This window comes from Lacimonas salitolerans (assembly GCF_042677865.1).
GTDB lineage: Bacteria > Pseudomonadota > Alphaproteobacteria > Rhodobacterales > Rhodobacteraceae > Lutimaribacter > Lutimaribacter salitolerans.
This window is the reverse complement of record NZ_JBHUDD010000001.1, coordinates 74,807-81,918: the sequence shown is the minus strand read 5'-3', so window position 1 is coordinate 81,918 and position 7,112 is coordinate 74,807. Positions and strand designations below refer to the sequence as shown.

Annotated in this window: 10 protein-coding genes; 6 read left to right on the top strand and 4 right to left on the bottom strand. The window is 64.6% G+C overall.

The annotated features are described in order from the left end of the window. Positions 1-30: 30 nt before the first annotated feature. The 3 genes from ACFTOW_RS00380 to ACFTOW_RS00370 all read right to left on the bottom strand — a co-directional run bounded on the left by ACFTOW_RS00380 (position 31) and on the right by ACFTOW_RS00370 (position 1,870). Positions 31-444 carry a phospholipase D-like domain-containing protein gene (locus ACFTOW_RS00380; RefSeq protein ID WP_379911923.1) on the bottom strand — a complete coding sequence of 138 codons (414 nt, stop codon included), beginning with the start codon at positions 442-444 and terminating at the stop codon, positions 31-33. Between the two features lie 189 nt (positions 445-633). Beyond that, complete coding sequence (locus ACFTOW_RS00375) at positions 634-1,752, bottom strand: fatty acid desaturase (RefSeq protein ID WP_379911921.1); 1,119 nt, start codon at positions 1,750-1,752, stop codon at positions 634-636. Continuing rightward, entirely contained in the window at positions 1,742-1,870 is a 129-nt protein-coding gene (locus tag ACFTOW_RS00370) for a hypothetical protein (protein ID WP_379911919.1), read from the bottom strand. The genes ACFTOW_RS00375 and ACFTOW_RS00370 overlap by 11 nt, the downstream gene beginning before the upstream one ends. A 221-nt stretch (positions 1,871-2,091) precedes the next feature. On the opposite strand from ACFTOW_RS00370, the gene ACFTOW_RS00365 reads away from it, so the two are divergent. Then, positions 2,092-2,481: a cupredoxin domain-containing protein gene (locus ACFTOW_RS00365; protein WP_379911917.1), complete on the top strand. Its 390-nt coding sequence runs from the start codon at positions 2,092-2,094 to the stop codon at positions 2,479-2,481. Here ACFTOW_RS00365 and ACFTOW_RS00360 read toward each other — a convergent pair whose 3' ends face one another. Continuing rightward, the gene (locus ACFTOW_RS00360; RefSeq protein WP_379911915.1) at positions 2,482-3,150 is read right to left on the bottom strand and encodes an SOS response-associated peptidase; all 669 of its coding nucleotides are present in this window, start codon (positions 3,148-3,150) and stop codon (positions 2,482-2,484) included. A gap of 225 nt (positions 3,151-3,375) precedes the next feature. Here ACFTOW_RS00360 and pobA point away from each other — a divergent pair, with 225 nt between their 5' ends. Genes pobA through pcaG form a run of 5 tightly spaced genes read left to right on the top strand, consistent with a single transcriptional unit; the run spans position 3,376 to position 7,038 of the window. After that, entirely contained in the window at positions 3,376-4,545 is a 1,170-nt protein-coding gene (pobA, locus tag ACFTOW_RS00355; protein ID WP_379911913.1) for a 4-hydroxybenzoate 3-monooxygenase, read from the top strand. Beyond that, the gene (pcaD, locus tag ACFTOW_RS00350; RefSeq protein ID WP_379911911.1) at positions 4,545-5,333 is read left to right on the top strand and encodes a 3-oxoadipate enol-lactonase; all 789 of its coding nucleotides are present in this window, start codon (positions 4,545-4,547) and stop codon (positions 5,331-5,333) included. The genes pobA and pcaD overlap by 1 nt, the downstream gene beginning before the upstream one ends. Further along, positions 5,326-5,709, top strand: coding sequence for a 4-carboxymuconolactone decarboxylase (pcaC, locus tag ACFTOW_RS00345; protein ID WP_379911908.1), 384 nt, complete (start codon positions 5,326-5,328; stop codon positions 5,707-5,709). The genes pcaD and pcaC overlap by 8 nt, the downstream gene beginning before the upstream one ends. After that, positions 5,706-6,437: a protocatechuate 3,4-dioxygenase subunit beta gene (pcaH, locus tag ACFTOW_RS00340; protein ID WP_379911906.1), complete on the top strand. Its 732-nt coding sequence runs from the start codon at positions 5,706-5,708 to the stop codon at positions 6,435-6,437. Before pcaC ends, pcaH begins: the two co-directional genes overlap by 4 nt. A gap of 1 nt (position 6,438) precedes the next feature. Further along, positions 6,439-7,038 (top strand): protocatechuate 3,4-dioxygenase subunit alpha, encoded by a 600-nt coding sequence (gene pcaG, locus ACFTOW_RS00335; protein ID WP_379911904.1) that lies wholly within the window; start codon positions 6,439-6,441, stop codon positions 7,036-7,038. Positions 7,039-7,112 lie beyond the last annotated feature (74 nt).

The following is a 7,112-nucleotide window of genomic DNA, read 5'->3' as shown; positions in this document are numbered from 1 at the left end:
CTACCCCCCGGGTGGGTCATTTTTAAATGATCACGATGGGTCAGTTTTGAATGCAGATTGACACGCATGATCCAGCTTCAGCCGGACGCGGCTGCCCAGCAGCCAGTCCGCCAGCCGCAGCGGCGTCGATCCCCGTCCCAGCGTGCCCAGCAGCCCGACATCCCATTGCAGCAGATAGATGTTCAGCTCGGGCCGTTTGCGCACCAGCCAGTTCAGAAAGCGGCCCATTCGGTGCGGCACGCCATCATCCTGCGCGCGCGGATCAAGGTCGATCCGCGTGTCGAACTCCCAGCCGATCATGAAGACGTTGTGCTGCGCCTTCTGCATCACCTCGCGCAGGATGGTGAAGTAATCCGCCGCATCGACGATCACGGCCAGACGGTCCGTCGTTTCGATCCGCCAGCAGGTGTCACCCGGCCTCAGAACGGGTGGTTTCGCATCCATGGACAGCTCCTGTCGACGGTTGGTTTCGGTCGCGTGTCGTCACCCATCTGCGCAAGATCGGCAGACGGCCAAGACCCTTGGTGAACGACCCAGCCCCGACAAAGTTCCGTCATCGGCACAACAGAGGTATGACAGACGCGGCGGCCCCCGCCGCGTCCTGGTCGCGCTCAGGCCGCGCTCAGGCCGCACTCAGGCCGCGCGCGCCGCCGAGAATGACACCAGCCGCCGGGACTTTTCATCCCACAACTGCTTGCCCACGCAGCTCAGGCTTTCGCGCAGGGTCAGGCGTTGCGCCTGCGCCAATTGCGGGTGATCGCGCAGGATTTCCGGCAGACGATAGAACGGCACGCGCGATTGCAGGTGGTGCACGTGATGCACGCCGATATTGGCGCTGAACCAGCGCAGGACACCCGGCAGCACGTAATGCGAACTGCCATGCAGCGCCGCATCGTGAAGCTGCCAGTCCTCGTCGTGATCCCAATGCGTTTCCTCGAACTGGTGCTGGACATAGAACAGCCAGACCCCGATCGACGCGGCAACGATCATCGTGGGCAGGAACACCAAAAGCAGCGCGCCGACCCCGCCGAAATATCCGATCCCGACCAACAGGGCCGCCACTGCCACATTGGTGCCCATGGCGCTGACCCAGTAGCGCGCACCGCTGCGCATCAGCCCGAAGGGCAGCCGGTTCTGGACGAAGAACAGGTAGAACGGCCCAAGCCCGAACATCACCAGCGGATGCCGGTACAGGCGGTACTTCAGACGGCCAAAGCGCGACAGGCTGTTGAATTCATCCACAGTCAGCGTCAGCACATCGCCCATCCCGCGCCGTTCCAGATTGCCGGTCGTGGCGTGGTGGGCGGCATGCATGCGGCGCCAGACATCATAAGGCGTCAGCGTCAGAACGCCGATCGCGCGCCCGGTCCAGTCGCTCAGCACCCGGCTGCGGAAAAATGCCGCATGCCCGCAATCATGCTGGATCATGAACAAACGCACCAGGAACGCCGCATTCAGCACCGCGAATCCCGCCGCCAGCGCATAGCTGACATCAAGGCTCCACCATGCCAGCGCCCACAGCGCCACGAAGGGCACCGCCGTCACGCACAGCTCCCACGCGCTGCGCCAGCGCGACGGCTCGCGGTATTGCGACAGGATGGCCACCCAGTCCTTGGCGTCGCGGATGTCATCCGTGACAGGGCCGCCCACCTGCGGTGCATGGGCCGTCGCAGGGTGGATGGATGGATCAGGATCGGTCCCGGCCGCGCGCGCGGCATGCGATGCGGATCGCACGTTTCGGTCAGAAGTCATGGATAGAGGCTCCCTTGGCACGCGCAGGCGGATCGTAAAGCGATACGATACCCGGCGCGCCGAAAATGATGTCGGAAATATACTCTCCGATATCTGCTGATACGGTGCTAACCTGCATCAGCGCAACCGCCCCTGCGCGCATTTCGGATGCAAAACCACGCCGATTTGCGCCAACATCCCATTCTGGCGGGGGAAAACGGGATGCCCCGGGCGATCACGATGCCGTGCCCGCGGCCGGGCCGCATCCATGATCCGCGCCCCAAAAATGCCGCATTTGCGGCCTATCGCTTGGCGCATGATTCTGTAACGGGTGGGGCGCTTGTTGACAGGAGTACCGACATGCTACGCAAAACTGCCGTTACCGCGCTTGCCCTTGGCCTTTCCATCGCGTCCGCGCAGGCGGCCGAGCATGAAATCGCCATCGTCGCCGAAGGCTTCTTTCCCGAGATCACCTATGTCCAGCCCGGCGATACGGTGACCTTCGTGAACACCGACACGGCCCCGCGCCGCGTCTTCGGCGACAAGTTCACATTCGCCTCCGATCCGCTGCAGGAGGCCGACGCCTTTACCATGACCGTGATTGCGGACATGCCCAACGCGTTCTTCGGGCGCACCGGCACCGAAGAACTGGATGACGAGGCCACGGCCGTGGACCTGGCCGATGTGAATGGTGAAGGGCAACCGATGCGGGGTGTCCTGAGCTTTGCGCCCCCGCCGCAGGCCGACTGATCACACATCATCCAGCGGGCGGATCAGATCCGCCCCGCTGGCCCGGTTCGAATTGACCCGCGCATCGACGCGCCACGCCAGCAGGCTGCCTTTCGGGGCGGCCTGAAGGCATGTGGCGGCCCCGGTTCCCGCCTCGCCCAGCCACAAAGCCCAGTGATCGGACGGCAGGATCACCGGCTGGCGGTGATGGATCGGTTCGATATCGGGCCCGGCCGCAACGGTGACGATGGCGCAGGTGGGCATGCGCGCCTCCTCGGGGCCCCACATCTGCCAGATGCCCGCGAATACCATCGGGGCACCGTCGCTGCGGCTGACATACCACGGCAGACGGTTGCCGCCTTCGTCCTTTGTCCATTCGTAAAACCCGTCCGCCGGGATCAGGCAGCGCCGCTGACGCACGGCGCGCGCGAATGCGGGCTTGTCCGCAATTGTCTCGGCCCGCGCGTTGATCAGCAACGGCCCGTCCGTCGGGCTGGCGTACCAATGCGGCAAAAACCCCCAGCGCATCGCGCCCACACGCCGCCCCTGCGCACCCGACACCACGGTAAGGACGCGGTTGGTGGGACAGATGTTGTGGTCGGGCAGGTCCGGCAGGTCATTGGCCAGCGTTGCCGCAAAAAGCTGCGCCATCGCATCGGGGGGCAGGGTCAGGGCAAATCGTCCGCACATGGGATCGTTCTATCCCAAACCAGGCGTGATCCAAAGGCGTGGCTGCGCCACCCACTATTCTTTTGGCTTGAGGGGCGTTGCCCCTCTTGGGCCTGCGGCCCAATTCACCCCAGAGTTTACCTGGCAAGATGAAGAAGGACCGCCGCTTTGAAATCACCGCCCGCGATAATGATTGACAGGGTAAACTAATTTCGCAATTCTGGCTGCAAGGTTCAGGGAGGGATCATGCGCACTCAGGTAGCGATCATCGGCGGCGGGCCTTCGGGGTTGCTGCTGGCACAACTTTTGCACACCAGGGGCATCGACAGCGTGGTGCTGGAACGGCGCTCGCGCGACTATGTGCTGTCACGCATCCGTGCCGGGGTTCTGGAAACCGGCATGGTCGATCTGATGACCCGCGCCGGCGTGGGCGAGCGGATGCAGCGCGAGGGGTTCATCCACGACGGCACGCAGTTTGCCTATGACGGGCAGATGTTCCGCATCGATTTCGCCGATCTGATCGGCAAGACCGTGATGGTCTATGGCCAGACCGAGGTGACGCGCGACCTGTACGATGCGCGCGAGGCGGCGGGCGGCGTGGTGCTGCACGACTGTTCCGGCGTCACGCCCCATGATCTGGACACGGATGCCCCTTTCGTGACCTTCCTGAGAGATGGCGCGGTACATCGGCTGGATTGCGATTTCGTCGCCGGCTGCGACGGGTTTCACGGGCCGTCGCGACAGGCGATCCCCACCGATGTGCGCCGCGAATACGAGCGCACCTACCCGTTCGGCTGGCTGGGCATCCTGTCGGAAACGCCCCCCGTGGATGACGAGCTGATCTATGCCAATTCCGACCGGGGTTTTGCGCTGTGTTCGATGCGCAACGCCAATCTCAGCCGCTACTACATCCAGTGCGATCTGTCCGACAGCCCCGATGACTGGACCGATGACGCCTTCTGGGACGAGCTGAGGCGGCGCATCCCCGAGGACGCGGCGGACAGCCTTGTCACCGGCCCCTCGATCGAGAAATCCATCGCGCCCTTGCGCAGTTTCGTCTGCGAGCCGATGCGCTGGGGCCGATTGTTCCTGGCCGGTGATGCCGCGCATATCGTGCCGCCCACCGGGGCCAAGGGGCTGAACACCGCCGCCAGCGACATTCATTACCTGTTCGACGGGTTCGACCGGCATTACAATCAGGGTGACGCCGAAGGGCTGGACCGCTATTCGGAGCGTGCGCTGGCGCGGATCTGGAAAACGCAGCGGTTCAGCTGGTGGATGACATCGCAACTGCACCGCTTTCCGGATCAGAGTGCCTTTGATCTCAAGATGCAGCAGGCCGAACTGGCCTTTCTGCGCGACAATACGGCGGCGCAAAAGGCGCTGGCCGAAGCTTATACAGGGATGCCCTACTGATGCTGATGGCCAATCTGAACGGGCTGCGCGTCCATTACACCGATCAGGGCGATCCAGATGGCCCGGCGCTCGTCTTTGCCAATTCGCTGGGAACCGATCTGCGCCTGTGGGACCAGGTGCTGCCGCTGCTGCCTGCCGGTCTGCGCATCATCCGCTATGACAAGCGCGGGCATGGCCTGACCGAAGTGACCCCCGGCCCCTACAAGATGGGCACGCTGGTGGCCGATCTGGAAGGTTTGCTGGATCATCTGAAGGTGCGCGATTGCCTGCTGGTGGGCCTGTCCATCGGCGGCATGATCGCGCAGGGGCTGGCGGTGAAACGCATGGACCTTGTGCGCGCCATGGTGCTGTCGAACACCGGGGCCAAGATCGGCACGGCGGACATGTGGGACGAGCGGATCGCCGCCGTGCGCGCAGGCGGGATCGAGGCGCTGGCCGATGCCATCATGCAGCGGTGGTTCTCCGCCCCGTTTCACCAGACCGACGCGTTTCACGCCTGGCGCAACATGCTGGTGCGCCAGCCGCTCGAGGGCTACGCGGGCTGTTCCGCCGCCATATCGGGCACCGATTTCTACACCCCCACCAGCGGTTTGCGCCTGCCCGCACTGGGCATTGCAGGGTCCGAGGACGGATCGACGCCGCCCGACCTTGTGCGCGAAACCATCGACCTGATCCCCGGATCGAAGTTCGAACTGATCCGCGGGGCGGGGCACCTGCCCTGCGTGGAAAACCCCGAGGACTATGCCCGCATCCTGACCGGCTTCATCCGGGACACCGGCCATGTCTGACCGTTTCGACAAGGGCATGCAGGTGCGCCGCGCGGTGCTGGGCGACGCCCATGTCGACCGGGCCGAGGCGGCCAAGACCGCGTTTGACGAACCCTTCCAGACCCTGATCACCGAAGGGGCCTGGGGCACGGTCTGGGCCAGCGACGCCATCACCTTGCGCGAACGGTCGATGCTGACGCTGGCGCTGCTGGCCGCGACCGGGAATTTCGAGGAAATCCCGATGCATATCCGCGCCACCGCCCGCACCGGGGCCAGCCGGCAGGACGTGCTCGAGGCGTTCCAGCATGTCGCCATCTATGCCGGCGTGCCGCGCGCCAATCACGCGCTGAAACTGGCCAGACAGACCTTTGCCGAGATGGAGGAGGACAGCAAATGACCGACCTTGGCCCCCTTGTCCCGCGCCAGCGTGACATGCACCCGGTGCCTTATGATCCGGATTACAAGACCTCGGTGCCGCGCAGCCCGAACTGGCCGCTGCTGTCGATGGAATCCACCCCGTCCGAGGAAACCGGCCCGCGCTTTGGTCATGGCATCCTTGGCCCGCTCGACAACAACCTGATCGTGAATTTCAGCCGCGATCCCGGCAAACCGGCGGTGGGCGAGCGTATCCTGATGCATGGCCGGGTGCTGGACGAGTTTGCCCGCCCGGTGCCCAACACGCTGGTCGAGATCTGGCAGGCCAATGCCGGGGGCCGCTACCGGCACATCAAGGACAGCTATTTCGCGCCGCTCGATCCCAATTTCGGCGGTTGCGGGCGCACGATCACCGACGATCAGGGGCGTTACCAGTTCCTGACCATCCGTCCCGGGGCCTATCCATGGCCCAACCGCGCGAATGACTGGCGGCCGATGCACATCCATATCTCGGTGTTCGGCCACAGCTTTGGTCAGCGCCTGATCACGCAGATGTATTTCCAGGGCGATCCGCTGATCGACCTTTGCCCGATCGCCGCCACCGTCAAAAATCGCAGCCAGCTTGACCGGCTGGTGGCCCCCTTGGACATGGCGATGGCGCGGCCGCTGGATTTTCTGGCCTACAAGTTCGACATCGTGCTGCGCGGGCGGCGTCAGACCATGTTCGAAAACCAGCCTGAGGGGATGTGACATGACCCAACCGCTTGACCGACTGACCGAAACCGCCAGCCAGACCGGTGGACCCTATGTTCACATCGGCTGCATCCCCACCTTTGCCGGGATCGAGGGCGTGTATCCGCAGGATCTGGGCCTGTCGCCGATCACCGACGGCGCAAAGGGGCAGATCATCACCATCACCGGGCAGGTCATCGACGGCACCGGCTGGGCGCTGCGCGACGCGCTGCTGGAAAGCTGGCAACCGGATGCGGCAGGCCTGTTCCCCGGTCAGGACGAGGCCGATCCGGGCGTCACCGGCTTCTGCCGTTTTGCCGCCGACAAGGACAGCGGCGCATTTACCCTGCGCACCGTCAAACCCGGCCCGGTGCCGATGCGCGGCGGCGGGATGCAGGCCCCCCATATCAGCCTGTGGATCGCCGCGCGCGGCATAAACATCGGCCTGCACACCCGGGTTTATTTCGAGGATGAGGACAACAGCGCCGACCCCCTTCTGGCCCGGATCGAGCAGCGCAACCGCGTGCCGTCCCTAATCGCCACGACAACCGGCGCGGGCGAATACCGCTTTGACATCCGCCTGCAGGGCGAGGGCGAGACGGTGTTTCTGGACATCTGACGCCCGGCGCTGCCCCTTGCCAACCGGCCTGCGCTGCGCGATCAAGGGCGTCAGGCACGCCGCGCGCGCAACCC

What these genes read in the sequence shown, in the direction of transcription:
- ACFTOW_RS00380 (WP_379911923.1), bottom strand. Translation starts at nt 444, where the DNA reads ATGGATGCGAAACCACCCGTTCTGAGGCCGGGTGACACCTGCTGGCGG.
- ACFTOW_RS00375 (WP_379911921.1), bottom strand. Translation starts at nt 1,752, where the DNA reads ATGACTTCTGACCGAAACGTGCGATCCGCATCGCATGCCGCGCGCGCG.
- ACFTOW_RS00370 (WP_379911919.1), bottom strand. Translation starts at nt 1,870, where the DNA reads ATGCAGGTTAGCACCGTATCAGCAGATATCGGAGAGTATATTTCCGAC.
- ACFTOW_RS00365 (WP_379911917.1), top strand. Translation starts at nt 2,092, where the DNA reads ATGCTACGCAAAACTGCCGTTACCGCGCTTGCCCTTGGCCTTTCCATC.
- ACFTOW_RS00360 (WP_379911915.1), bottom strand. Translation starts at nt 3,150, where the DNA reads ATGTGCGGACGATTTGCCCTGACCCTGCCCCCCGATGCGATGGCGCAG.
- pobA (WP_379911913.1), top strand. Translation starts at nt 3,376, where the DNA reads ATGCGCACTCAGGTAGCGATCATCGGCGGCGGGCCTTCGGGGTTGCTG.
- pcaD (WP_379911911.1), top strand. Translation starts at nt 4,545, where the DNA reads ATGCTGATGGCCAATCTGAACGGGCTGCGCGTCCATTACACCGATCAG.
- pcaC (WP_379911908.1), top strand. Translation starts at nt 5,326, where the DNA reads ATGTCTGACCGTTTCGACAAGGGCATGCAGGTGCGCCGCGCGGTGCTG.
- pcaH (WP_379911906.1), top strand. Translation starts at nt 5,706, where the DNA reads ATGACCGACCTTGGCCCCCTTGTCCCGCGCCAGCGTGACATGCACCCG.
- pcaG (WP_379911904.1), top strand. Translation starts at nt 6,439, where the DNA reads ATGACCCAACCGCTTGACCGACTGACCGAAACCGCCAGCCAGACCGGT.